General features: G+C 65.6%; 21 protein-coding genes. 7 read left to right on the top strand and 14 right to left on the bottom strand.

The window, feature by feature from the left end; translation table 11 throughout:
• Positions 1 to 77 precede the first annotated feature (77 nt).
• Together GLS40_RS06305 and GLS40_RS06300 are read left to right on the top strand one after the other, a co-directional pair.
• The gene (locus GLS40_RS06305; protein WP_160381902.1) at positions 78 to 1112 is read left to right on the top strand and encodes an ABC transporter ATP-binding protein; all 1035 of its coding nucleotides are present in this window, start codon (positions 78 to 80) and stop codon (positions 1110 to 1112) included.
• Positions 1105 to 2082: an ABC transporter ATP-binding protein gene (locus GLS40_RS06300; protein WP_328598881.1), complete on the top strand. Its 978-nt coding sequence runs from the start codon at positions 1105 to 1107 to the stop codon at positions 2080 to 2082. The genes GLS40_RS06305 and GLS40_RS06300 overlap by 8 nt, the downstream gene beginning before the upstream one ends.
• A 78-nt stretch (positions 2083 to 2160) precedes the next feature.
• Here the strand turns inward: GLS40_RS06300 and GLS40_RS06295 are convergent, their stop codons facing one another.
• Genes GLS40_RS06295 through GLS40_RS06280 form a run of 4 tightly spaced genes read right to left on the bottom strand, consistent with a single transcriptional unit; the run spans position 2161 to position 5935 of the window.
• A complete protein-coding gene (locus tag GLS40_RS06295) occupies positions 2161 to 3237 on the bottom strand; it encodes an ABC transporter ATP-binding protein (protein ID WP_160381901.1) in 1077 nt (358 codons plus the stop codon).
• Between the two features lie 26 nt (positions 3238 to 3263).
• Positions 3264 to 4049, bottom strand: a complete 786-nt coding sequence (locus GLS40_RS06290; RefSeq protein WP_160381900.1) for an ABC transporter permease — start codon at positions 4047 to 4049, stop codon at positions 3264 to 3266.
• An 11-nt stretch (positions 4050 to 4060) separates the two neighbouring features.
• Positions 4061 to 4927 carry an ABC transporter permease gene (locus GLS40_RS06285; RefSeq protein WP_160381899.1) on the bottom strand — a complete coding sequence of 289 codons (867 nt, stop codon included), beginning with the start codon at positions 4925 to 4927 and terminating at the stop codon, positions 4061 to 4063.
• 36 nt (positions 4928 to 4963) lie between these two features.
• The gene (locus tag GLS40_RS06280; protein ID WP_160381898.1) at positions 4964 to 5935 is read right to left on the bottom strand and encodes an ABC transporter substrate-binding protein; all 972 of its coding nucleotides are present in this window, start codon (positions 5933 to 5935) and stop codon (positions 4964 to 4966) included.
• A 498-nt stretch (positions 5936 to 6433) separates the two neighbouring features.
• Between GLS40_RS06280 and GLS40_RS06275 the strand changes: the two genes are divergently transcribed.
• A complete protein-coding gene (locus GLS40_RS06275) occupies positions 6434 to 7345 on the top strand; it encodes a LysR family transcriptional regulator (protein WP_160381897.1) in 912 nt (303 codons plus the stop codon).
• A gap of 10 nt (positions 7346 to 7355) precedes the next feature.
• On the opposite strand, the gene GLS40_RS06270 is transcribed toward GLS40_RS06275, so the two are convergent.
• The 7 genes from GLS40_RS06270 to GLS40_RS06240 form a co-directional block, all read right to left on the bottom strand.
• Positions 7356 to 8792 (bottom strand): aldehyde dehydrogenase family protein, encoded by a 1437-nt coding sequence (locus GLS40_RS06270; protein ID WP_160381896.1) that lies wholly within the window; start codon positions 8790 to 8792, stop codon positions 7356 to 7358.
• Between the two features lie 224 nt (positions 8793 to 9016).
• On the bottom strand, positions 9017 to 10339 hold the full coding sequence (locus GLS40_RS06265) for an NAD(P)/FAD-dependent oxidoreductase (RefSeq protein ID WP_160381895.1): 1323 nt from the start codon (positions 10337 to 10339) through the stop codon (positions 9017 to 9019).
• A 15-nt stretch (positions 10340 to 10354) separates the two neighbouring features.
• Positions 10355 to 10750 carry a RidA family protein gene (locus tag GLS40_RS06260; protein WP_328598880.1) on the bottom strand — a complete coding sequence of 132 codons (396 nt, stop codon included), beginning with the start codon at positions 10748 to 10750 and terminating at the stop codon, positions 10355 to 10357.
• 5 nt (positions 10751 to 10755) lie between these two features.
• On the bottom strand, positions 10756 to 11940 hold the full coding sequence (locus GLS40_RS06255) for an alanine racemase (RefSeq protein ID WP_160381893.1): 1185 nt from the start codon (positions 11938 to 11940) through the stop codon (positions 10756 to 10758).
• A gap of 391 nt (positions 11941 to 12331) precedes the next feature.
• Positions 12332 to 12565 carry a KTSC domain-containing protein gene (locus GLS40_RS06250; protein ID WP_160381892.1) on the bottom strand — a complete coding sequence of 78 codons (234 nt, stop codon included), beginning with the start codon at positions 12563 to 12565 and terminating at the stop codon, positions 12332 to 12334.
• A gap of 100 nt (positions 12566 to 12665) precedes the next feature.
• Positions 12666 to 13457: an inositol monophosphatase family protein gene (locus GLS40_RS06245; RefSeq protein WP_160381891.1), complete on the bottom strand. Its 792-nt coding sequence runs from the start codon at positions 13455 to 13457 to the stop codon at positions 12666 to 12668.
• A 292-nt stretch (positions 13458 to 13749) separates the two neighbouring features.
• Entirely contained in the window at positions 13750 to 14655 is a 906-nt protein-coding gene (locus GLS40_RS06240) for a LysR substrate-binding domain-containing protein (RefSeq protein ID WP_160381890.1), read from the bottom strand.
• 90 nt (positions 14656 to 14745) lie between these two features.
• Here GLS40_RS06240 and metF point away from each other — a divergent pair, with 90 nt between their 5' ends.
• A complete protein-coding gene (metF, locus tag GLS40_RS06235; protein WP_160382243.1) occupies positions 14746 to 15612 on the top strand; it encodes a methylenetetrahydrofolate reductase [NAD(P)H] in 867 nt (288 codons plus the stop codon).
• A 66-nt stretch (positions 15613 to 15678) separates the two neighbouring features.
• On the top strand, positions 15679 to 16146 hold the full coding sequence (locus GLS40_RS06230; RefSeq protein ID WP_160381889.1) for a PaaI family thioesterase: 468 nt from the start codon (positions 15679 to 15681) through the stop codon (positions 16144 to 16146).
• Positions 16147 to 16362: 216 nt separating this feature from the next.
• Here the strand turns inward: GLS40_RS06230 and GLS40_RS06225 are convergent, their stop codons facing one another.
• From GLS40_RS06225 to GLS40_RS06215, 3 genes are all read right to left on the bottom strand, one after another.
• Positions 16363 to 17427, bottom strand: coding sequence for a DUF2235 domain-containing protein (locus GLS40_RS06225; protein ID WP_408003726.1), 1065 nt, complete (start codon positions 17425 to 17427; stop codon positions 16363 to 16365).
• Positions 17405 to 19699, bottom strand: a complete 2295-nt coding sequence (locus GLS40_RS06220; protein WP_160381887.1) for a xanthine dehydrogenase family protein molybdopterin-binding subunit — start codon at positions 19697 to 19699, stop codon at positions 17405 to 17407. The genes GLS40_RS06225 and GLS40_RS06220 overlap by 23 nt, the downstream gene beginning before the upstream one ends.
• Positions 19700 to 19779: 80 nt before the next feature.
• Positions 19780 to 20907, bottom strand: a complete 1128-nt coding sequence (locus GLS40_RS06215) for a type III PLP-dependent enzyme (protein WP_160381886.1) — start codon at positions 20905 to 20907, stop codon at positions 19780 to 19782.
• 105 nt (positions 20908 to 21012) lie between these two features.
• Between GLS40_RS06215 and GLS40_RS06210 the strand changes: the two genes are divergently transcribed.
• Both GLS40_RS06210 and GLS40_RS06205 read left to right on the top strand, forming a co-directional pair.
• The gene (locus GLS40_RS06210; RefSeq protein ID WP_160381885.1) at positions 21013 to 21453 is read left to right on the top strand and encodes an Lrp/AsnC family transcriptional regulator; all 441 of its coding nucleotides are present in this window, start codon (positions 21013 to 21015) and stop codon (positions 21451 to 21453) included.
• A 152-nt stretch (positions 21454 to 21605) separates the two neighbouring features.
• The gene (locus GLS40_RS06205; RefSeq protein WP_160381884.1) at positions 21606 to 24584 is read left to right on the top strand and encodes a valine--tRNA ligase; all 2979 of its coding nucleotides are present in this window, start codon (positions 21606 to 21608) and stop codon (positions 24582 to 24584) included.
• Positions 24585 to 24655 lie beyond the last annotated feature (71 nt).

Genomic DNA, 24655 nt, shown 5'->3' with positions numbered 1-24655 from the left:
ATCCTTGCCGTAAAGTCCGAGGGGCGCCGCAACGCGCCCCTCGGACACCCCACCTCAGCTTCCAGGGAAGACCGCCGATGAGCAGCGCGCAGACCACTGCCAGGACCGAGGCCTCGGATGCCGAAAGCGTTCTATCCGTTCGCGATCTCCAGACGTCGTATTTCACACCTGCGGGCATCGTGCGTGCCGTCGATGGCGTCAGCTTCGACCTGACCCAAGGGCAGACACTTGGCATCGTTGGTGAATCCGGCTCGGGCAAAAGCGTTACGTCGCTGTCCGTGATGGGTCTGATCGACCCGCCGGGCCGCGTTACCGCAGGGTCGATCAAGTTTCGCGGACGCGAACTTGTCGGCATGAAGGAAGCCGAGCGCCGCCAGTTGCGCGGCCGCGACCTTTGCCTTGTCTTTCAGGATCCGATGTCCGCCCTGAACCCGGTCTACAGGATCGGCACGCAGGTCGTCGAAGCGATCCAGGTGCATTCCGACATGTCCGGCCGCGACGCGCATGCCCTTGGGGTCGAGCTTCTGCGCCAGGTGGGCATCCCCGATCCGGACAGGCGGATGCAGGACTATCCCCACAACCTCAGCGGCGGCCTGCGCCAGCGTGTCACCATTGCAATGGCGATGGCCAACGGACCCGACCTGCTGATCCTCGACGAACCGACAACTGCACTGGACGTGACGATCCAGGCGCAGATCCTCGAACTGATCAAGGGTCTGAAGGAAACCACCGTCATGCTGATCACCCATGACATCGGCGTCGTGCGCGAGATGTGCGACCATGTCGTGGTGATGTACGGCGGCCGCGTCATGGAACATGGCACGGTCGACCAGATAACCCGCGCGCCGAAACATCCCTATACCAGGGGCCTTCTTGCCTCGATCCCTTCGGCGCGGATGCGGGGCAAGCCCCTGCACGCAATCCCCGGATCGGTCCCAAGCCCGCTGGCGATGCCGCCTGGCTGCCCCTTCGCCCCGCGCTGTGCAAGCGCGATGCCCCGCTGTGCCCGGAAACCGCCCCTCTCAACCCTCGAAGACGGGCGCCGGATCGCCTGCTGGCTCGAAGTGCCGGACCAGTCCGGGGCAATGCAAGGAACCCGTGAACATGCGTGACATGGACGACACCTCTACGACGCTGGTTCAGGTCAACGGACTCAAGGTCCACTTCGCGGGCGAGCGCAGCCTGTTTCGGGACACCCCGCCGCTGCGTGCGGTTGACGGGGTGGACCTGAAGATCCAGGCCGGTGAAACGCTCGGCCTTGTCGGGGAATCCGGTTGCGGCAAGTCCACGCTCGGCCGCGCATTGATGCGCCTTGAAGAGCCCGTCAGTGGCTCGATCTGGTTCGACGACAAGAACCTGAGCGACATGAACGGGACCGAGCTGCGCAAAATGCGCCGCGACATGCAGATGATCTTTCAGGATCCGCTGTCCAGTCTCGATCCCCGCATGAAAGTGCGCCGCATCATTGGCGAGGGCCTTGCCATCGCCGGTGTCTCCAGGGCCGAGCGTGACGCGCAGGTCGAAGAGCTCATCGTCAAGGTCGGTCTGCGGACCGAACACCTTAACCGCTATCCGCACGAATTCTCGGGCGGCCAGCGCCAGCGCATCGGCATCGCCCGGGCCCTTGCAACCCGGCCCAGGTTCATCGTGGCGGATGAACCCGTCTCGGCGCTCGACGTGTCGATCCAGAGCCAGATCATCAACCTGATGAAAGACCTCCAGCGCGAATTCGGGCTGACCTACCTGTTCATCGCCCATGACCTTGGCGTGGTCGAATATATCTCGGACCGGGTCGGCGTGATGTACCTCGGACGGATCGTCGAACTGGCCGACGCAGACGACCTCTATGCCGATCCGCGCATGCCCTACACGCAGGCGCTGCTATCGGCTGTGCCCGGCGGGGCGGAAGAGGGCCGTGAACGGATCATCCTTCAGGGCGATGTTCCCAGCCCCCGCAATCCGCCGTCCGGTTGTGCATTCCGGACGCGCTGCTGGCGGGCCGAGGAGCGCTGTTCCGCCGAACGCCCGCAGCTGCGCGAAGTCAAACCGCGCCACTGGGCGGCCTGCCATTTCGCCGACTGACCGGGCCGCGGGCCCGCTCTGACGACCACGAAAAAGGCCCGGCAGCTTGCCGGGCCTTCGCTTTGTCGAAAGGCCGGATCAGCCCGGCACGACGATCGTGTCCTCGACATGCATCTTCAGGCGGATGCGATGACCGAGTTCGGGCACGCTCCTCAGGTTGTAGTGATGCGACGCGATCCGGCAGGCAATGGCCGTACCATCGTCCAGAACCACGTCCGCTTTCAGGCTTTCGCCCTGATAGACGAGGTCCCGAACCGTCCCGTTCAAATAGTTGCTATCCGCGTCGTCCTCGGCATCGTCGCACAGCAGGATCGTGTCCGCCTGCAGCGCCACGAACAGCTTGCCGTCCGTGGTGACGTCGGGTGTGCGCAGCGTGGCACCGCCCAGCCCGATTTGCCGGTCGCCCAGCCTGGTGACCGGCAGCAGGGTCGCCTCGCCGACAAAGCTGGCGACGAAATGGTCGGCCGGCGCGCGGTACAGCGCCTTGGGCTGATCGATCTGAACCAATTTTCCCTTGTTCATCACGGCAATCCGGTCCGACATCGTCAACGCCTCACGCTGGTCATGCGTCACGTAGATGATCGTCGCATTGAGGTTCTTGTGCAGGTTGCGCAGTTCCAGCTGCATCGCTTCGCGCAGGTTCTTGTCAAGCGCCGAGAGCGGTTCATCCATCAGGATCAGCCGCGGCTCGAAAACGATCGCCCGGGCCAGCGCCACCCGCTGTTTCTGGCCACCCGACAGCTTGGCAATCGGCCGGTCGCCAAAGCCTTCCATGTCGACGGTCCGCAATGCCTGCGCGACCCGCTCCTCGCAGTCCGCGCGCCCGACCCGTCGCGCCTTGAGGGGGAAGGCAATGTTTTCGGCCACCGTCAGGTGCGGAAACAGGGCGTAGTTCTGGAACACCACGCCAATCTCGCGCTTCTGCGGCGGCAGGTTGGTGACGTCGGTATCGCCGAAATAGACTTTGCCGCTGGTCGGGCCGGTAAAGCCGCCTATGACCTGCAACAATGTCGTCTTGCCGGACCCGGACGGCCCGAGGATGGACAGGAATTCGCCAGCCGCGATATCGAGCGAGACGTCGCTCAGCGCGTCGAACGTGTGATAGGTCTTGACCAGGTTCCGAACGCTCACGGACTCGAAATGGGATGCGGGCATGATCTTCTCCGATGGACGGGACGGCGTCAGCCGTTGGCTTTCTTGGGGCTGCGCAGCGACATCAGGATCACCAGCGCAAAGGAGACCGAGATCAGTACCGTGCTGATCGAGGCAATGGTCGGGTCGATCTCGTCGTTCAGGCTCATGAACATGCGGCTTGGCAGAGTCTGGTTTTCTCCGCCCGCGATGAAGATCGAAATCACGGTTTCGTCCAACGCCCCAATGAAGGCGAAGAGCGCTCCGGTCATGACCGACGGCCGGATCTGCGGCAGCGTGACTTTCATGAAGGCCGCAAGGCGGCTCACGCCAAGGCTGCGCGCCACGTCCTCCTGCGCCATATCGTAAGACCGCAGGCCCGCGAGGACCGAGATGAAGACATAGGGCAGGTTCATCGTGGCGAAGGCCAGCACCAGCCCCAGCTTGGTCGCCAGCAGGCCGACCTGCGCATAAACCATGTAGAGCCCGGCCGCGATAATGATCACGGGCACGATCACCGGCGACAGCAACAGCAGTTGCATGTGCCGCATGATCGCCATCTTGCACATATGCGCCCCGTAAGCCGCCGCCGTACCCACCGGAACCACCAGGATGGTTGTCAGGATCGCGAGAACAAAGCTGTTCCTGGTCGCCCGCATCCAGGCCGGATCGAGGAAGTAGGATTCGTACCACCGCAGGGAAAAGACCTTGGGCGGGAACGTCAGAAAGCGCGAGTCCGAGAAGGACATGATCACCACCACGATGATCGGGAACACCAGGAAGAACAGGATCGCAAAGACAACGCCGTAGAGCGGCAGATTCTGAAGCTTTTTCATCTGCACCTGCCTCACTTGACGCCTATGATCTTCTCGACCGGCAGGACACGGTCCACGACCCAGAAGATCGCAAGCACGATGACCAGCAGGCTGAGAGCGACCGAACTGGCCGCGCCAAAGCGCGAATATTGCTCGATGTTCCGCTCGACCAGCGAGGAAACCATGATCGTCTTGCCACCGCCCAGCAGTTCGGGCGTCAGGTAGAACCCAAGCGACAGAACGAAGACCAGCACCGCCCCCGCCAGCAGCCCCGGCGCCGACAGCGGCAGGATCACCCGGCGGAACACATAGCTGCGGGTGCCGCCAAGACTGTTCCCGGCCTGCGCGAGTTCGGGCGGAATCTTTGACAGGGCGGCATATAGCGGGAAGACGATGAAGGGCACCATCACATGCACCATGCCGATGAGGACAGCGGTGTAGTTGTGCGACAGCTCAAGCGGTTTGCTGATGATGCCAAGGTCCATCAGCGTCGTGTTCACGATGCCCCGGCGTTGCAGGATGACCAGCCAGCCATAGGTGCGCACAAGGACCGACGTCCAAAACGGCAGCATCACCATGGCGAGGATCAGCCCCGTCCACAACCGCGACGCGCGCGCCGCGGCGTAGGCCACAGGATAGCCCAGCAGGGCGGACAGCGCGGTGACCGCAAGCGACACCTCAAGCGTATCCACAAAGATCGACCAGTAGATCCGCTCGGTCACGATCCGCTTGTAATGGACGAGAGAGAATGCCCCCTCGTCCTGAAAGGACTGCACGACCAGCTTGCCAAGCGGGGCAAAGATGATCAGGGCGACCAGGATCAGGGCGGGCAGGAACAGCAGCAGAAAGCTCCGCTGTTCCGTCCGTTCGATGGCCGAGAGTTTCGGCATGTCAGTCATATCGGTGAAACTCCCGTTCGGACCATCCCATCAGCTTTACTGCTGCATGAACTCCAGCCAGCGGCGCTCGGCCTCTTCACCGGCTTCCGACGCCCACCACGCATTGTTCAGGGGGATCCCGATTGCGAGGTTTTCGGGCGCAGACGGAAGTTCCTTCAGGCGCTCCGGGTCCATGAACTCGGCGAAATTGGTGTTCAGCGGACCGGTGGCATAGTTGCTGGCCCACTTGGCCTGTCCCTCCGGGTTCAGCATCTCGTTGATGACCTTCATGGTCACCTCGGGGTGCGACGACCCTTTCGGAATGGCGAAGACCGCGTATTCCACGATGGCGTTGTTCCAGACGAACACGGCAGGTGCGCCTTCGTTGATCGCGTTCTTTGCGCGGCCGTCCCAGATCTGCATCAGGTCGACTTCCTGATCGTACAGCAGCTGGGTCGTTTCGGCGCCCGAACTCCACCAGACGTCGATGTGCGGCTTGATCTCGGCCATCTTGTCATAGGCGCGCTCCACGTCGAGCGGGTACAGGTCCTCGGGTGCGACGCCATCGGCGAGCAGGGCCAGTTCCAGTGCCGGGCGCGGCCCGTTGCGCATGGCGCGGCGGCCGGGGAACGCCTCGACATCCCAGAAGTCGGCCCAGGTCTGGGGCGGGTTGTCGGGGAAGGCTTCGGTGCTGTAGCCCAGTCCGGTTGCATAGGCGGTCGACCCTACGGTGTAGTCATCCTTGTAGGCATCCGGCACGCCCGCGGCGTTCGGGATCAGGGAATAGTCCAGCTTTTCCAGAAGGTCCTCGTTTTGAGACCGGATGCCGTAGCCCGCGGAGAAATCGATCAGGTTCCACGTCGGCTTGCCCGACAGCACCTGTGCCTTGAAGGGGGCGAAGCGGCTGGTCATGGCATCGACCACCACGTCCACACCCAGCTTCTCCTCTGCCGGTCCGATCAGGTATTCCTGTTTGACGTCGAGGATCGTGCCGCCGTCCGTCGCGTAGTTGACAACATCCTGCGCCATTGCCGGAGCCGCGAGGGACAGGGCCGTCCCTAGGGCTATCTTATTGAACAGTTTCATATTCAGCAGTCCCTGTTGTGATTGGTTGCTCTTGAACCGAGGCAAGGACAGGCAGGACAAGCGACCATGACCCACCTGCGCCATTGTGGCAGTGACGCGCCCGCGGCCAAGCAGCCGACATGCGCCAGTCAGGATGAGAAACAGGTGTCTCGGCATCTGCACCTTCCGTTGCTTCGTAACGGGATTGTTGGGGGGAATTGACAAGGCCGCAATTAATGTGTCTTACAGGACCCATTAACCACAGCTTAATGCCATCCGCCCAAATCTTCGGCAGGTCCTGGCAGCAGAGACTGCGGGATTTCCCATATAGATTAGCACATTATGGGGAATATCCTGTTTACAGGCCTGCCAGGGCCACAATTGCCTACCCAAGTGACTTGTTGCCGGTCGCACTAAAGCCTTAGCTTCACTCGAAACCTTGGATTGATAAGGCCAGAATTAATGCTCTCGTCCGAAGACATCAGCTTCTTCTGCGTCGTCGCGCGGTCCCGTTCGCTTGCCCAGGCTGCCCGGAAAATGAACGTGACCGCCCCGGCGGTAACCCAACGCCTGCGCGCGCTCGAAACCCGCGTCGGCGTCCGCCTTCTGGACCGGTCGCTGAACGGGATCACGCTGACCGACGAGGGGGAGCTTGTACTGGCCGAGGGTCAGACCATCATCGACGCGGTCGAGAACCTGACCGACCAGCTGAGCGACCGGACCAACACGGTGCGCGGCCATCTCCAGATCGTCGCGCCCTACGGCTTCGGCCGCCGCCATATCGCGCCCATCGTCGATGCCTTCTCCCGCGAGTATCACGAGGCGACGGTGACGTTGCACCTGTCCGATACGCCAACGCGGATGGTGAACGACAACTGGGACATCATCGTTCATATCGGAGAGCTGAACTCTCCCGGACGGCTGATGACGACCCTGGCGCCGAACCGGCGGTTCCTCGTCGCCTCACGCGACTACCTGAAGGGCAAGCCGCCCTTGCGTCACCCGCATGACCTGGCCGATCACCGCTGCCTCGCCTTGCGCGAGAATGACGAAGACGTCACGCTCTGGCGCTTTGCCACGGCCGGGGAGGAACAGGCGACCATCCGCATCGCACCGGCCATGTCGACCAACGACGGAGAGATCCTGCGGGACTGGACACTGGCCGGTCTGGGCCTGGCCGTGCGGTCGGAATGGGACGTGGCCGCGCATCTGGCAAGCGGCGCGCTGGTCCGGGTTCTGCCGCAGTGGAACCTGCCCGAGACCAACATCGTCGCCTTCCTGAACACGCGGCACAACCGGTCCAAGCGGACCAGCAAGATGCTTGAAATGCTGCGAAAGGGCCTGAAGCCGACCCCGTGGCTTCAGGCCGAGTGACTGGCCCGTATCAGGCGTCGAAATATCCAAGGATTGCACGGGTTTCGAGGTATTCCTCCAGCCCGAAGACACCGTATTCGCGCCCGTTTCCTGACTGCTTGTACCCGCCGAAGGGTGCCATCGGATCCCCGGCCGGGAAGTTGATATGCACCTGGCCCGACCGGATCTGAAGCGCCACCCTCCGCGCCCGCTCGGGCGAGGTGGACTGCACCTGCGCACCAAGGCCATAGACGCTGTCATTGGCGATCTCGACCGCCTCGGCCTCGTCCTCATAAGGTATGATGCAAAGCACGGGCCCAAAGATCTCCTGCTGGGCAATCGCCATTTTTGTGCCGACATCGGAAAACACCGTGGGCCGCACGAAGAAGCCGGTTTCCATCCCCTCCGGACGGCCGGGCCCTCCGCAGATCATCCGTGCGCCTTCGTCGATACCCGTCCGGATCATCGACTGTACGCGGTCGAACTGCGCCTTGTTGGCGACAGGTCCCAGAACGGTATCCGGGCGCGTCGGGTCGCCTACGGTCATGGTCTCGACCACCCTCAGCACCGCCTCTTCGGCCTCGGCCAACCGGCTGCGCGGTACGATCAGCCGCGTCGGGGCACTGCAGGACTGGCCCATGTTGCGAAAGGCGTTCTGCACGCTTGGCGGCATGGCCTTGTCGAAATCCGCATCGTCCAGCACCACGTTCGGAGACTTGCCGCCCAGCTCCTGCGTCACCCGCTTGATCGTTGGTGCGGCAGCGCGTGCCACGGCGGCCCCCGCGCGGGTCGAGCCGGTGATCGACACCATGTCGATTCCCGGATGCGCCGACATCGCCTCGCCCACAACCTCGCCTCGGCCGTAAATCATGTTGAAGACACCGGCGGGTGTGCCCGCGGCCTCGATGATTTCGGCCATGATCTGAGAGCTGTAGGGCGACAGCTCGCTCGGCTTCAGAACGATGGTGCAGCCGGCAGCAAGTGCCGGGCCGACCTTGGCGGTAATCTGGTGCAACGGCCAGTTCCACGGGGTGATCAGACCGCACACGCCGATCGGGTCGCGGTTGATTGCGGTTTGGCCCTGCTGGCGAATGAACGGGTAATCCTGCACGGCGCGGACCGCCACCCTGATGTTGGACGCGCCGACCGGCACCTGCCGTTCCTTCGCAAAGGTCGTGGCACAGCCCATCTCCATCGTGATCGCCTCGGCGATCTCATCCGCCCGCGCGTCGATCAGGTCACCGATCCGGGTCAGCAGGGCGACCCTCTCGTCCACCGTTGTCGTCGAAAAGGCCGGGAAAGCTTTGCGCGCGGCGGCAACTGCTGCATCCACATCTGCTGCGGTGCCCGCGGGGATCGACCCGATCTGCGTTTCCGTAGCGGGGTTCCACGTGGCGATGCGCTCGTCCGAGGAGGGCGCGATCCATTCGCCGCCGATGTAGAACGTGTCGAGGTCAAACTGAGTCATAAGCCGTTCCTTGGTCTTTCAGGTGCCTTTGGCACACATGCTAGTGGTCCGCAGGCCGACCGCCATTAACGGCATGTGCAGGCCGCAGTAAGTCTGCGCTGAAGGGGATGGCGAACCCGTCCACCTTGAGGGGGCACTTCGATGACGCGCCACCCGCAGACCAGGCGCGACACCTGCATATGGCACCGTCCTGGCCTGATGTCACTGGCGCCCGGCTGATCCGGTCAGAAGCGGGCGACCTTGGCGCGGCCCTTGTGCAGCCGCGCCAGCTCCAGCCCGGCGCGGGGAATTGCGCTGTCCTGCCCCAGCACGATATCGGCGACCAGCCGGCCCGTGCCCGGCCCTGTGCCGAAACCCTGCCCGGAGAAACCCGTCGCCAGGACCAGCCCTTCCGGCCCCGCATCCGGGTCGATCACCGGCAGACCGTCGGGGGTGCTGTCGATATAGCCGGACCAGCTTGTCTGAACCCCGAGTGACGCGAGTTCGGGGATGAAGCGATGCGCCCGTTCGAGGATGAGCGCAACCACACCCGGTTCCGGGCGCGGATCGAGCGTGCGGATACGCTCCATCGGCGTCGGCCGGTCTAGCGCCCACTTCCGCAGGCTCTCCTGCCCGTTGAACAGGGCGCGCAAGTCGCCAAACGACAGAACATCGCTCCGCGCCATGAACATGGGCAGGAAGTGGCGCGCATAACGCAGGCTCTGCGGCGTCGGGTCGACCCGGGCCAGTTGCGATATGGCCAGGGTGATGCCGCCATCCCTGCGCCGCGTGATGGTTGCACCCTTGGAGTGAAACGCATGCGGAATATCCGGACCGCCCGGCAGCGTCGATATGGCGGTCGACCGGATCGTGGCCTGGGGAAAGGATATGCCCAGCTGACGGCAAAAGGATGAACTCCACGCCCCGCCCGCCAGGATCACGCGCGAGGTTCGGATTGTCCCGGCCTCGGTCACGACTCCGGTCACCTTCCCTGCCGAGGTTTCCAGCCCCCTGGCCGCGCAAAACTGGTGTACCGTGCCGCCACGCGACAAGAGTCCGCGTGCGATGCGCGGTGCTGCGCTCGACGTGTCGGCTATCCCGTCTGACGGCGCGCTCACCCCGCCCTTCCAGGCCTTGCCGGTCGACCGGGCCAGCTCCGTTGCCTCTTTGGCCGTCAGCATGTGGTTCTCGACCCCCTGGTCGTTTCCGAACACGCTCCAATCGCGCCAATTCGCCAGCTCTGCCTCGTCATCGGAAACATAAAGCAGGCCGGTGCGGCGAAAGCCCAGATCCTCGCCCAGATCCTCCGCGATCTCTTCCCAGCAGCTCAGGCTCGCCGTCGCCAGTGGCAGCAACCGCTGATCGCGGTTCTGCTGACGACACCACCCCCAGTTCCGGCTGGACTGTTCGCATCCGACCCGGCCCTTTTCGATCAGCGCCACCCGCATTCCGCCCTTGGCAAGGTACCAGGCGGCGCAGGCCCCGACGATCCCGCCGCCGATCACGACCGCGTCGCACTCTTTCGGCAGCTCAGGCGAGGACGGAATGACCATGAGAGGCGCTGGCATAGGTGTCTCCCGGACTCAGGGCTGCGCGACCACAGCGGCGACCGCGTCGATTTCGATCAGGGCGCCGAAGTGCAGTTCCGGAACCGGCACGACCGACCGGGCGGGCCGCGCCGCGCCCAAGCGGGCGGCGTAAAGCGCATCGAAGGCGGGCCAGTTTCCGATGTCCCGGATATAGACCGTCACCTTGCACAAGTCGGCAGGTGCGCCCCCCGCGGATGCGAGAACCGCAAGCATGTTGTCCAGCGCAAGCGCCGCCTGTTCCTCAAAAGGCGCATCGACCAGCTTTTCGCCGTTTGCCCGGATGGGCAGCTGGCCTGAAATCCACACCAGCCCGTTGTGGACGATCGCCTGGGAATAGTGGCCGCCGGGGGCGGCGGCCAGGTCGGTCCGGATGGCTCGGGGCTGGTTCACCGCGCTCACCATCCCATGAAACGCGATACGGTGCGCGTAACCTGGCCGTCCCCGCCGTCCACGAAGTGGTAGCGATCATGCTGCGCGGCGGTTGAACAGGCGTGGTTCGGCAAGATTCGGACAAGATCGCCGATCTCCAGCTCAGGCAGCGCCGCGGCCGATCCCGGCCGGATCGCAACCACACCGTGTTCCTGGTTCGCGCTGATCAGGACGAGATCCTCATAGGGTCGCCCCTCGGCATCGCAAACCAGGCCATATCCCTGGTCAACCGGCAGTTTCGATGTGCCCCTGTCGCGCGACATGGCCATCCAGCCCGCGTCGATCAGAATCCAACCCTTGTCTTTCTGATGACCGATCACCGTGCTCAGAACAGAAAGGGCGATGTCGTCTATCGTGCAGGCCCCGATCCCCGCCATCACCAGATCGAAAAACGAATAGACCCCCGCGCGCAGTTCCGTGACCCCGGTCAGGTCGGTCGCCGCGAGCGAGGTCGGCGTCGATCCGACACTGACAATCCGGCAGGGGAAATCCGCATCCGCCAGCAGGGCCGCGGCAATGACGACCGCGTCCCGTTCTTCCTCGGCAGCCCGCCGCTGAGCGTCCTTTCCGAGGGCGGCATAGCTTTCCCCCGCATGGGTCAGCACGCCCCGGAAATCCGCGCCGCCATCGCAAAGGGTCCGCGCGATGGCCAGAAGCGTCTCGGCATCGCCCGGCGCGACGCCGCTGCGATGACCGTCACAGTCGATTTCGATCAATGCCGGGATAGCCACGTTCCCGGCGCGAGAGGCCGCGGCGACCTCTTCGGCCTGCGCAACGCTGTCGAGAACCAGTTTCAGATCGCATCCGCCCCGGATCAGCTCGATCACATCGGGCAGCTTGCCAGGAGCGATCCCGACCGCGTAGATCAGATCGTTGAACCCGGCACCCGCAAAAATGCGCGCCTCCTTGAGGGTGGAGACGGTCGCGGCATGGTCCGGCCCGACAGTCAATTCAGCGGCCAGTTCCGTCGATTTCGTGGTCTTGAGATGCGGTCGCAGCATGACCCCCAGAGCCTTTGCCCTGTCTTTCATCCGTGCCACGTTCCGATCGTAAATCGGCCCGTCGACGATGAGGCAGGGCGTCTCGAGAGCCTCAAGGCTCTCGCCCTGCGGCTCTGCTACTTCGATTGCGATCGCGCTTGTTGCTGTCATCACGGGCTCCGTCGACTTCGACACGGGCCATGACTCGCCCGACAGCACCCGGAACGCAATAAAGGGCTTCTCCCTTCGTCATTAAGGGCTGGCTTAATGCCTGCCACCGGGATCGCGCCGAGCCGGTGGCACGAAGACGCCTTTCGCAGGTCGCGATCAGCAACACCGCCGCACCTTGCCCTGGGGTCAGGGCCGCTTCATCCCGCCCCTCGGCGCCAAATCCGCGAAAGACCGGGGATTGGCGCGCACAGGGAATGCCGGGGCTATGTCCGGGCGGTCCAAGCCCCTGAGACAAAGCGGATTTCACGGGATCCGGATTTGACGGATTTCCGTTCTTTCGGCCTGACAGGCGCTTGAGACAGGGCCAGCATTCCTGCGCATCTGTTTCTGGTCAGAGCGGAAAACCGTCAAACCGCCGGAGCAGGATGAACAGCGCCTGACCCTGGCAATTGGCCCTGATGCGCTGATTGAAGAACGCCCCCTTGGGCCGAGCGACCAAGGCGGCGGCATGGACATTCCCGGCCACGCCGTTTTCGTCATGGCGACCCGTCTCATGAAACCGGATCGAAAGCCGTCCATTTTCCCCATCGAGACGAGGAATGGCAGATGAATCCACATGCGGCATGGCATCCCCCCGGCCCGGGAAGGCCACCGCTCAGGACGCGGGTTTGCCGGACACCGGTCGCTTAGCTTTGACCAAAGGAAGCGGCGGAACCGCCCCGGCGTCAGACAGTGCGGATGATCTTGGCGAAGGAATCGAACAGGGCGCCGTTGGCGCAGACGACCTCGCCATCGGTCAGGATATCGCCGTCGGGGTTGATCGGCTCGACGAAGGCGCCCGCCTCGCGCAGGATCACGATGCCGGCGGCCATGTCCCACTGGTTCAGGCGCCGTTCCCAGAAGCCGTCGTAGCGGCCGGCGGCGACATAGGCCATGTCGAGCGCGGCCGAGCCCCAGCGGCGCACCCCGGCGCAGGCCGGCAGCAGGCGCGCGAGATCCTGCAGGGTGGCGGGCAGGTCCGAGCGGCCGCCAAAGGGCAGACCGGTGGCAAACAGCGCCTCGATCATGCGCGAGCGGCCCGAGACGCGGATGCGGCTTTCGTTCATCCAGGCGCCCTCGCCTTTTTCGGCAAAGAACATCTCGTCCTTGGCGGGATCGTAGACCGCGCCGGCGACAATCTGGCCTTTATGTTCCAGCGCGATCGAGATCGACCAATGCGGCAGGCCGTGCAGGAAATTGGTGGTGCCGTCCAGCGGGTCGACAATCCAGCGGCGGGTCGGATCCTGGCCTTCGATCTCGGCCTTTTCCTCCTCGGCCAGCCAGCCATAGGTGGGCCGGGCGCCCATCAGCTCTTCCTTCAGGATGGCCTGGGCGGCGATGTCGGCGCGGCTGACGAAATCGCCCGCGCCTTTCATGGACACCTGCAGGTTCTCGACCTCGCGGAAATCCTTCACGAGCGAGCGGCCTGCCTTGCGGGCGGCCTTGAGCATGATGTTGAGATTCGCGCTACCGACCATCCGGGGTCTCCTTTGCATCAGGGCGCGCGTATAGACCGCCCCCCGCCGCTTGCCAAGGGCCGCGCGCGGATGTTGCCCCCGGCCGCCCCCCCCGCAGGCCGCCCCCGCCCCCCTTTTCCGACCGCCTGCTTCCTCTGGCGAAAAATATCCTCGGGGGAATCGGCCGCAGGCCGATGGGGGCAGACAGCCCCCCGCAACCTGGCAGATTGCGCCCCGTCTGACGGGTCGCGGACCACCCCGGCACAGACCCCCTGCCACCCGGCCCCTGGATTCGGGGAACGCCCCCTGCCCCTCAGGCGCGTTGCAGCTTGACCGGCTCGGTCCGCGCAAGCCGCACGAAATGCGAGACATAGGGCCGTGTCGCGTCTTCGCTGCGCAGGGCGGCATAGAGCCGCCGGGTCAGGCCGGACTCGGTGATCGGACGGGTCACGTAGTCGGAATGGTATTTCACCTCGCGCACCACCCAGTCGGGCAGCACCGCCACGCCCCGGTTCGAGGCGACGAGCAGCAGGATCACCGCCGTCAGCTCCACCTGGCGGACGGAGGCGGGTTCGACCTTGGCGGGCGTCAGCAGCTGGCTGAAGATGTCCAGCCGGGCGCGGTCCACCGGGTAGGTGATCAGCGTCTCGCCGCGAAAATCCTCTGCCTCGACAAAGGGTTTGGCCGCCAGCGGATGCTGGGCGGAGGCCACGAAGACCGGGGCGTAGTCGAAGAGCGGCTGGAACTCGACACCCTGCAGGGTTTCCGGGTCCGAGGAGATGACGACGTCGACCTCCTCTTTCTGCAAGGCGGGCAGCGCGTCGAAGGCAAGGCCGGGGCGGATGTCCACATCGACCTCGGGCCAGGCCTTGCGGAACTGTTCCAGCACCGGGAAGAGCCATTCGAAACAGGCGTGGCACTCGATGGCGATGTGCAGACGGCCGGCCTTGCCCGAGCGCAGGCCGGAAAATTCCTGCTCCAGCGCCTCGATCTCGGGCAGGATCTTCTCGGCCAGGCGCAGCAGGCGCATGCCGGCTGCCGAAAGCTTCAGAGGCTTGGAGCGGCGGATGAAGAGCTCGACCCCGGCCTGGTCCTCCAACCCCTTGATCTGGTGGGACAGGGCGGATTGTGTTATGTTCAGCTGATCTGCCGCACGGGCCAGCCCGCCGCTGTCATGGATGGCCTTCACCGTGCGCAGGTGACGGAACTCGATGTGCATTCAGTGAACGCGCCTCATGTTGACCTTGAGAATCTTGAAGTTGTCTCACAACCTGCCACATGCGACAAGCGATCAACTGGAGGACAGATGATGACCACCCCCGCGATCTCTTTCGAATTCTTTCCGCCGCAGAGCCTTGAGGCCTCGTTCCGTCTCTGGGACACCGTCAATGTGCTCAGCCCGCTCAAGCCGCGTTTCGTCTCGGTCACCTACGGTGCCGGCGGCACGACCCGCGACCTGACCCGCGACGCGGTGGCCACGCTGCACAAGAACATGGGGCTCAACGTCGCCGCGCATCTGACCTGCGTGAACGCGACGAAAGAGGAAACCATGACCATCGCCGACGGCTTTGCCGAGGCCGGCGTCAAGGAACTGGTTGCCCTGCGCGGCGATCCGCCCAAGGGCGAGGGCCAGTTCAGCGTCTACCCGGGCGGTTTCGCCAATTCGGTCGAGCTGATCGAGGCGCTGGCGGCCACCGGCAAGTTCACCATCCGCGTGGGCGCCTATCCCGAGAAGCACCCCGAGGCCGCCGACAACGCCGCCGACGTGGCCTGGCTGAAGCGCAAGATCGATGCCGGGGCGGACGAGGCGCTGACGCAGTTCTTCTTCGAGACGGATCACTTCCTGCGGTTCCGCGATGCCTGCGCCAAGGCGGGGATCGAGGCGCCGATCGTGCCGGGCATCTTCCCGATCGGCAACTGGAAGGGCACCCGCAACTTCGCCAAACGCTGCGGCACCGATGTGCCGGCCTGGCTGGACGACGCCTTCGAGAAGGCGGCGCGGGACGGGCGCGAGGATCTGCTGGCCACCACGCTGTGTTCCGAGATGTGCACCAAGCTGATGGCCGAGGGCGTGGAGCACCTGCATTTCTACACCCTCAACCGCCCCGAGCTGACCCGCGATGTCTGCCACGCCATCGGCGTGACGCCCGAGGTGCAGCTGGAAAACGTGGCCTGATCCCGCTGGACCTGGCCCGCGCGGGCTTCTAACCTGCCACTGACCGGCCGGTAAGGAGATTTGCGGATGAAGGACGACACCACCAGAGCCCCGGCCACGCCGGGGCTTTCCGGTATCGAGCGGCAGCGGGAAACCGTGGCCGGGCGGCGCGAGGGGCCAGGCATCTGGAAGGTGCTGGGCTTTCGGCTGGAGGCGGTGAGCGAAGGCCAGGCGCATCTGCTGGCCGAGCCGCGCCCGGAGATGTGCAATTCCAACGGCACGGTGCATGGCGGCTGGTACGGCACGCTGCTGGACAGCTGCATGGCCTGTGCGATCGGGTCGAAACTGGCGGCGGGGCAAGGCTCGACCACGCTGGAGTACAAGGTGAACATCCTGCGCTCGATCCCGATGGGCCGGGTTGTCCGGGCGACCGGCACGGCGCAGCATGTGGGGCGCAGCAGCGGCGTCGCCGTGGGCGAGGTGCGCGATGTCGAGACCGGGCAGCTATATGCCACCGGGTCGACCACCTGCATGGTGTTCACGCCAAAACCCTGACTTCGGGCCCGAATCTCGACCTGAATCTGGGCCAGAATCTGGGCCTCGCTCCGGGTGGGACTCAAGGCGCTGTTGCGGGCGGCAAGGCGCTGTTGCGGGCGGGTTGCGCCGGTCTGCGACCGTCGCGGGCGGGGGCTCTGCCCCCATCGCCGCCTGCGGCGCCGATTCCCCCGGGATATTTCCGGCCAGAGGAAGACCGGACCCGCGTTCCGGGGTTCAGGCGGTGTGGCCTGCGGGATAGGACATGTGCAGGCCGCGCGCGATGGCGGTTTCGTGCAGGCGTTCGGACGGGTCGGCGCCGACCACGCGGCGCGAGCGGTAGAGGAAGATCTTGCCCAGGCCCCGCCAGGTGCCGATCGAGGGGGCATTCGGGTCGGTCGGGAAGCGGGCGCGCCAGCCCTGCGGCAGGGCGAGGCCGCAGAGTTCGGCCTGCGAAAGCATCCAGACCAGCGGGATGTTGGAGAGCGGCCGCGACGCGGTATCCCCGCCCAGCTGGCCGCCCACGTCGCCGTGGGTGCCGGCGAACCAGACCTGTTCCAGGCGGCCCGACCAGGACGGGTCCGACACCCACATCACCGGCTCATAGGCGGCGCGGTTTTCCTGCAGGGCCAGGGCGTGGAAGCCCGCCTTGACGCAGCGCGACAGCTGATGGTGGTGGAACTTGTGGCTCTTCTCCGTCAGCTTCCAGACCAGCGGCAGGCGGACGCCAAGCGCCTTGACCGTATCCCAGACGCCGATCATCTCGACCACCGCGTCCGGGTGGCAGTTGGCCTTGCGAAAGGCGGCGGCGGCATTGGTGCCGTAACGGTAGTGGCGGTAGGCCAGTTCGACATTCCGCTCGGTCGCATTGGAGGCCTTGAGCAGGCCGACGCTGTCGATCACCCCAGCCAGCGAGCGTACCGCATAGGCGCCCCGGGAATACCCGAAGAGGAAGATCCGGTCGCCCGGCCGGTAACGCGAGGCGAGATAGCCATAGGCGCGGCGGATCTGGCGGTTGATTCCCTTGCCGACGATCACGTCCCATGAATTGCGCCAGGTGCGCCACTGCAGCCCGGCCTCGTAATAGAGTGACAGGTCGGTGCCGCCACGTTCGGCCAGCAGGCGGTAGGTGAGCCCGGCGTTGGTTTCGTCGCCGTCGTTCAGGGTCGACATGGTGCCGTCGAGGATGATCACATGCGTGACCGCGCCGCGGGCCCGGCTGTAGCCGCCCCGCCGCCGCCGGGCGGCCGTTCCCGGCCAGAGCCGGGAAAAGAGGGTCCTACTCAGCCGCCTCAGCATGATTCAACATCGACCAGACACGGTGCGGGGTAAAGGGCATATCGGCCTGCCGGACCCCGCGATCCCACAGCGCATCCGCCACGGCATTGGTGACGGCGGCCATCGACCCCACGGTCCCGGCCTCGCCGCAGCCCTTCATGCCCATGGCATTGGCGGTGGAGGGGACCGGTTCGCTGACAAAGCCGATGAAGGGCAGATCTGTTGCCCGGGGCATGGCGTAATCCATGAAGGTCGCGGTCAGCAGCTGCCCGTCCTCGTCATAGACCGTGTGTTCCATCAGCACCTGGCCGGCACCCTGGGCGACCCCGCCATGCACCTGCCCCTCGGCCAGCATGGGGTTGATGAGATTGCCGAAATCGTCAACCACATGGTAGCGGTCGAGCGTCACCAGCCCGGTGTCGGGATCGACCTCGACTTCGGCCACATGGGCGCCGTTGGGATAGGAGCGGCCGGGCAGCGTGCCCGTCGCCTGATGCACCAGCAGGTCGGACCGGCCCTTTTCGCGCGCCCATTCGGCGACGTCGAGCATGGTGGGCGCGGCATTCGAACCCGCGACCCGGAAGCTTTCGTCGTCAAACGAGATTTTTTCGGGGTCGACCTCCATCACCTCGGCCAGGAAGGCGGTGAAGGCCTCCACCATGACCGAGACGGTGGAAAGGGTCGCATTGCTCTGCGTGGTGACGGAGCGCGAGCCGCCGGTGCCGCCGCCCTTGGCGATCAGGTCGCTGTCGCCCTGGATCACGCGGATCTTGTCCACCGGGATCCCGGTCTGATCCGACAGGAACTGGGCATGCACGGTTTCATGCCCCTGCCCGTTCGACTGCGTCCCGACATAGATGTTCACCGTGCCATCCGTATTGTATTCGACCTTCGTCGTCTCGGAAGGATCGCCCAATATACTTTCGATATAGTAACAGAGCCCGAAACCGCGCAATTTTCCGGCCTCGGCGCTCTTGGCCTTGCGCTTGGCAAAGCCGGACCGGTCGGCAAAGCCCTCGGCCCGGTTCAGGACCTTCCGGAAATCGCCCACGTCGTAATGTTCGCCCGTGGCCGAGGTATAGGGGAAGGCATCGGCGGGGATGAAATTCTTGCGCCGCAGCTCCCACGGGTCGACATCCAGCTCGCGCGCGGCAATGTCCATGCAGCGTTCCAGCAGAAAGATCGCCTCGGGCCGGCCGGCGCCGCGATAGGCATCGGTCTGCACGGTGTTGGTGTAATAGCCCTCGGCCTCCAGCAGCACCGGCTGCAGGTCGTAGACCCCGGCGGCCACCTTGGCGAAGAGGATCGTCTGGATCGCCTGGCCGAAGTTCGAGTTGTAAGCCCCCAGGTCGTAACGCGTCTTGACGTGGTAGGCGACGATCCGGTTGTCGGCGTCAAAGCCCATCTCGACGTCATGCTCCAGCGCGCGGCCGCCGTTGTCCGACAGCATCGCCTCGGTCCGGTCGGACATCCAGCGCACCGGCTTGCCCAGCACCTTGGCCGCATGGCAGCAGAGCACGTATTCCGGGTAGAGCTTGGCCTTCATGCCAAAGCCGCCGCCCACGTCGGGATGGGTCACGCGCACATCCTCGGGCGCCATCCCGAAGATCTCTGCGATCTCGGCCTTGGGGGCCCAGACCCCCTGCCCGTTCATCGACAGATGCAGGCGCTTGCCGTCCCATTCGGCGAAAGAGCCGCGCGGCTCCAGCGCGTTCACGATGATCCGGCTGTCGACAACATGGGCCCGCACGACCCGGGCCGCGCCCGCCATCGCCGCCTTGCAGGCCTCGGCATCGCCCATCGACCAGTCGACGCCCAGGTTGTCGGGCGCGCCCTCGTGCAGGGCCTCTGTCCCGCGCGACAGGGACAGCTGCGCCGGCAGGTCCGCGATATCCAGCTCGATCAGCTCGGCCGCGTCACGGCACTGGTCCAGCGTCTCGGCCACGATCAGCACCACGCCCTCGCCGACATAGCGCACCTTGCCCTCGGCCAGCAGCGGCTGGTCCGCCTCGGGCGATTTCGACCCGTCGCGGTGCGGGATGCGCACCCCGCCCAGCGAGTTGCGCAACCCGGCGGCGGCCAGGTCCTCGGCGGTCGCGATCAGATGCACGCCCGGCAGTGCCTTCGCCGCCGTGCTGTCGATCCCCGTGATCCGGCCATGCGCCACCGAGGCGCGCAGGACATAGGCATGCAACGCCCCCTTGGGTGCCACGTCATCGACATATCCGCCCCGTCCGGTGATCAGCCTCGGATCCTCGAAGCGTTTGACCGGCTGGCTCTTGCCGAATTTTTGCATGTCGCATCCTTTCCCGCTGGCAGTCGATGCGACACTAGCCTGTCAACGGTCAGTGTCCAGAGCGGGAAAGCGCCGGGCGCTCACAGCCGCGCGACGGTCACCGGATCGCCCAGGCCGTAACCGTTGAACCGGGTGGAAATCGCCAGCGAATAGGCGCCAAGGCCCGAGAAAAGCAGGTAGTCCCCTTCCCTGACCTCACCGGGGACCTGCAGCGGCACGGGCAGCCGGTCCAGGCTGTCGCAGGTCGGGCCCCAGACCGTGCGCGACGTCATGCCGCCGCCCCGCGCCGCGCCGTCGGGCGCGATGACGCGCACCCGGTCGGTCGGGCCGATGTCGCGCAGTTCCGACAGGCCGCCGTAGACGCCGTCGTTCAGGAACAGATCGCCGGTGTCGCGGATCGCCTTGACCCGGGTGGCCAGGGTAAAGGCCTCGGCCACCATCGCGCGGCCCGGCTCGCAGACCAGCCGAGGGGCGTCGGGGCCAAAGGCGCGGGCGACAGCGCGGGCGATGGTGTCGAAAAAGGACTCGAGCCGGGGCGCCGCGCCGGTGCGATGCGCGGGAAAGCCGCCGCCGACGTTCAGCCGCGCAATCCGCACGCCCGCCGCCCGCCCGATCCCAGCCGCGGCCTCGACATAGGCAACCCAGGCGCCCGGGTCGCCGCATTGCGTGCCGGGGTGAAATGTCAGCGCCGGGACATGGCCGCGCCGGGCCACCTCGCGCAGCAGATCCGCGGCCTCATCCGGCCCGACCCCGAACTTCGCCCCGAAATCATAGGCCGCGCCCGCCACCGGCAGCGCCAGCCGGACCGACACCTCGGCCCCGCGCGCCGCATCGGCGATCTTGTCCAGCTCGCCCAGCCCGTCGATGGCCCAGGAGCGCACCCCAAGCGCCGCCGCCTGGGCGATCTCGTCCCGCGACCGGACGGGATTGTTGTAATGCAGCGCCGCCTTCGGGGCGACCTCGCGCACCGCCGCCATCTCGGCCGGGCTGGCCACGTCAAAGGCGCAGAGCCCCGCCGCCGCCAGGTTCTCCAGCACCTCGCGCCCGGCATTGGCCTTGACCGCATAGGTGACCAGCCCCGGGAACCCATCTATGAACCGCCGCGCGGTGCGGTTCAGCACGTCGGGGCAGAAATAGATCTGCGCGTGATCCGGGCGGTGACGGCGGATATGGCTCACAGGATCGGCATTGGGGAAGTCTCGGCGCATCGGGCTCTCCAAATCGTCGGGAATGGAGCGATGATGCAGGCGCGGCATGTCGCTTTCACGTGGCATATCGCCTAAACTGAGTCGAACTTCCGACGGAATGCCGAGATGAGCGAACAGATCGACGATACCGACCGCGCCCTGCTGGCCCTGCTCACCGAAAATGCCCGCATGCCCGTGGCCGACCTCGCCCGCCGTCTGGCCCTGGCCCGCACCACCGTCCAGGCCCGGATCGAGCGGCTGGAGCGGCGCGGCGTGATCGCGGGCTACACCCTGCGGCCCGGCAGCGCCGCCCGCGCCCCGATCCGCGCCACCGCCCTCGTCGCGATCGAGGCGCGCCACGCCCCCGCCCTGCTCTCGCGCCTGCGCGCCCTGGCCGAGGTCGAGGCGGTGCACACCACCTCGGGCCGGTTCGACCTGCTGGTCCAGATCGCCGCCGCCTCGACCGAAAGCCTCGACGCCGTGCTCGACCGGATCGGCGACGCCCCCGGCGTGCGCCTGTCCGAAAGCCTCGTCCACCTCTCGACCAAGATCGACCGGGGCGCCTGACCCCCGGCTTCATCTCGTCGGAAATACTCCGGGGGAATCGCCGCCGCAGGCGGTGATGGGGGCAGCGCCCCCGGTTGCGCCGCCCTCGGGCCTTTCCCTTCCCGCCGCCTTTCGCTATCTGGCACCAAGCACGCTGCAAACGGACGCGACCGATGGACAAGACCTTCAACGCCGCCGAGGCCGAGAACCGCCTCTACGCCGCCTGGGAAGAGGCCGGATGCTTCACCGCGGGCGCCAATGCCCGTCCGGGGGCCGAAACCTTCTGCATCATGATCCCGCCGCCGAACGTGACCGGCTCGCTGCACATGGGCCATGCGTTCAACAACACGCTGCAGGACATCCTGATCCGGTGGAAGCGGATGCAGGGCTACGACACGCTCTGGCAGCCCGGCACCGACCACGCCGGCATCGCCACCCAGATGGTGGTCGAGCGCGAACTGGCCAAGGACAAGTCCAACGCCACCCGGCGCGAGATGGGGCGCGAGGCTTTCCTGGAAAAGGTCTGGGAATGGAAGGGCCAGTCCGGCGGCACCATCATCAACCAGCTGAAACGGCTGGGCACGACCTGCGACTGGTCGCGCGAGGCCTTCACCATGTCCGGCGCCCCCGGCGCCCCGGCCGATGCACAGGGCAATTTCCATGACGCGGTGATCAAGGTCTTTGTCGACCTCTATCACAAAGGTTACATCTACCGTGGCAAGCGGCTGGTGAACTGGGATCCGCATTTCGAAACCGCGATATCCGACCTCGAGGTCGAGAATGTCGAAGTGCCCGGCCACATGTGGCATTTCAAATACCCGCTGGCCGATGGCCAGACCTACGACTATGTCGAGAAGGACGCGGACGGCAACGTCACCCTGCGCGAGACACGGGACTATATCTCGATTGCCACGACCCGTCCGGAAACCATGCTGGGCGACGGGGCGGTCGCGGTGCATCCCTCGGATGAACGCTACGCGCCAATTGTCGGGAAACTCTGCGAAATTCCCGTGGGCCCGAAAGAGCACCGCCGCCTGATCCCGATCATCACCGACGAGTATCCCGACCCCACCTTCGGCTCGGGCGCGGTCAAGATCACCGGCGCGCACGATTTCAACGACTACGCGGTGGCCAAGCGCGGCGGCATCCCCTGCTACCGCCTGATGGACACTGCCGGGCGGATGAGGAACGACGGCCAACCTTATGCTCAGGCTGCGGAAATCGCGATGACCGTGGCCCGGTGCGAGCGCAGCCTGACCGAGGCCGAGACGGATGCCGTGAACCTCGTCCCCGACGACCTGCGCGGGCTGGACCGGTTCGAGGCGCGCGAAAAGGTGGTCGAACAGATCACCGCCGAGGGCCTGGCGGTGATGACCGTCGCCGGCGATCCCCGACTGGGCGCGCCATCCTCGGGTTCGCCCCGAGGACCTCGCGCCGAAGAGACCCCGGGGCAAGCCCGGGATGAAGCCGCCCCCGAGGACGCCCCAGAGGATGCTGCGCCCGCGCTCGTCCCACTGGTCGAGGCGAAGCCCATCATGCAGCCCTTCGGCGACCGCTCGAAGGTGGTGATCGAGCCGATGCTGACCGACCAGTGGTTTGTCGACACCGACCAGATCGTCGGCCCGGCGCTCGACGCCGTGCGCAATGGCGACACGAAGATCCTGCCGGAACGCGATGAAAAGGTGTACTTTCACTGGCTGGAGAACATCGAGCCCTGGTGCATCTCGCGCCAGCTCTGGTGGGGTCATCAGATCCCGGTGTGGTTCGACGAGGACGGCAACGAATATTGCGCCCCGTCCGAGGCCGAGGCCCAGGCGCTCGCCCCCGGCAAGGCGCTGACCCGCGATCCCGATGTCCTTGACACCTGGTTCTCCTCCGGCCTCTGGCCCATCGGCACGCTGGGCTGGCCCGAAAAGACACCTGAGCTGGAAAAATACTTTCCGACCAATGTGTTGATCACCGGCTTTGACATCATCTTCTTCTGGGTCGCCCGGATGATGATGATGCAATATGCCGTGGTCGGGCAGAAACCCTTCGACACCGTCTATGTCCACGCGCTCGTGCGCGACGAGAAGGGCAAGAAGATGTCCAAGTCGCTGGGCAACGTGCTCGACCCGCTGGAGCTGATCGACGAATACGGCGCCGATGCCGTCCGCTTCACCCTCACGGCCATGGCCGCCATGGGCCGCGACCTGAAGTTGTCGACGCAACGCATTGCAGGCTATCGGAATTTCGGCACCAAGCTGTGGAACGCCGCCCGCTTTGCCGAGATGAACGGCGTCTATGCCGGGGGCGCGCCCTCGGCCGAAATCCCGCAGGCCACCGCCACCGTGAACCGCTGGATCCTGGGCGAGACCGCCCGCGTCCGCGAGGAGGTCGACGCGGCACTGGCGGCCTATCGTTTCGACGACGCGGCCAATGCGCTCTACCGCTTCGTCTGGGGCAAGGTCTGCGACTGGTATGTCGAATTCGCCAAGCCGCTGCTGCAGGAGGACGCGCCCGAGAAGGCCGAGACCCGCGCCGTGATGGGCTGGGTCATCGACCAGTGCCTGATCCTGCTGCACCCGATGATGCCCTTCATCACCGAAGAACTCTGGGGCAGCATGGGCGCACGGCCCAAGATGCTGATCCACACCGACTGGCCGGCCTATGCCGCCGATCTGGCCGATGCGGAGGCGGATCGCGAAATGACCTGGGTCATCGCGCTGATCGAGGACATCCGCTCGGCCCGGGCGCAGATGCATGTGCCCGCCGGTCTGCAGATCCCTCTGGTGGTGACCGGCATGACCGACACCGCCCGCGCGGCCTGGGACCGGAACGCCACGCTGATCACGCGGCTGGCCCGGATCGACAGCCTCACGGCGGTCGAGACCTTCCCCAAGGGCTGCATCACCGTCCCCGCCGAGGGCGCGACCTTTGGCCTGCCACTGGCCGAGGTGATCGACGTGGGCGAGGAAAAGACCCGGCTGGAGAAATCGCTGCAGAAGCTCGGGAAAGAGATCGGCGGCCTGGCCGGCCGGCTGAAGAACCCGAAGTTCATCGAAAGCGCGCCCGAGGAGGTGGTCGAAGAGACCCGCGAGAACCTCGCCGCGCGCCAGGACGAAGAGGCCAAGCTGAAGGCCGCGCTGGAGCGGATGGCCGAACTCGGCTGACCGACGGGGGCCAGTTGTCCGGCCCGCAGACGCCCTTGCAGCCAGCGGTGCCCCGGCCTTGCGCCGGGGCC

The sequence above is a fragment of the Pseudooceanicola pacificus genome (genome assembly GCF_009789075.1).
Taxonomy (GTDB): domain Bacteria; phylum Pseudomonadota; class Alphaproteobacteria; order Rhodobacterales; family Rhodobacteraceae; genus Pseudooceanicola; species Pseudooceanicola pacificus.
The sequence above is the reverse complement of the archived record's forward strand: the minus strand, read 5'-3'. Positions and strand labels throughout refer to the sequence as shown.